Raw genomic sequence first — 1,037 nt, 5'->3', positions numbered from 1 at the left:
TGACTACCAATTAAATCTATTTCTTCTATTGTTAAATCGCTATCTCCATCTTCTTTTATCTCTGGTATTATTTTTTCTTCAACTAAGTCACGATATAATGTTTTTGAATTTTCGTTCAATTTCGATTCGTGATTTTGAATACTTTTCTTCCACACAAATGTATATCTATTGGCATTAGCTTCTACTTTTGTACCATCAATAAAAATTGAATTATTATCAATAAGATTTTGCTTTAAACATTGACTATGGAACTGAATAAATAAAGATTCAATTAACGCATCAGTATTAGGATTCACTCTAAAACGATTAATAGTTTTATAAGAAGGTGTTTGATCTTGAGCTAACCACATCATTCGAATACTGTCATGAAGTAATTTTTCTATTCTACGACCAGAAAATACAGATTGAGTATATGCATATAAGATGATTTTTAACATCATTTTTGGATGATAGGATGTTGCGCCACGATGATGTCTGAATTCATCGAATTCGCTATCAGGTATCGTTTCAACAATTTCATTAACATATCGCGAAATATCATTTTGAGGAATTCTAACAGCAGTTTCTATTGGTAGTGTAAGTTGGGTCATGTTATAAATTTTATACATAAGGCACCTCGTTAATTTAGTTTAGTGGTATTTATTAAATTATACGAAGGGACCCAACACAGAAAATTCATTTTATTGAATTTTACATTTATGTGCAAGTTGGGCAAAGTATCTTATTCTTTTAAAGTATTTAAAAGTAAAATTACATGTTAATACGTAGTATTAATGGCGAGACTCCTGAGGGAGCAGTGCCAGTCGAAGACCAAGGCTGAGACGGCACCCTAGGAAAGCGAAGCCATTCAATACGAAGTATTGTATAAATAGAGAACAGCAGCAAGATATTTTCTAATTGAAAATCATCTTACTGCTGTTTTTTAGGGATTTATGTCCCAGCCTGTTTATTATTTAACGTCTACCTCTAGGATTAAAAGCATCTTTAAGCCCTTCACCTACAAAGTTTATACTTAATATAGTTAATGTAATCATTAT

General features: G+C 31.0%; 1 protein-coding gene. It reads right to left on the bottom strand.

The features are described from left to right. Positions 1 to 608, bottom strand: a 608-nt coding sequence (locus CVS29_RS18135) for a transposase (protein ID WP_146213138.1), incomplete at its 3' end; no start/stop codon positions are given. Between the last annotated feature and the right edge of the window lie 429 nt (positions 609 to 1,037).

Source organism: Arthrobacter psychrochitiniphilus, assembly GCF_003185915.1.
Taxonomy (GTDB): Bacteria; Actinomycetota; Actinomycetes; order Actinomycetales; family Micrococcaceae; genus Specibacter; species Specibacter psychrochitiniphilus.
This window is presented reverse-complemented; position numbering and strand designations above follow the sequence as displayed.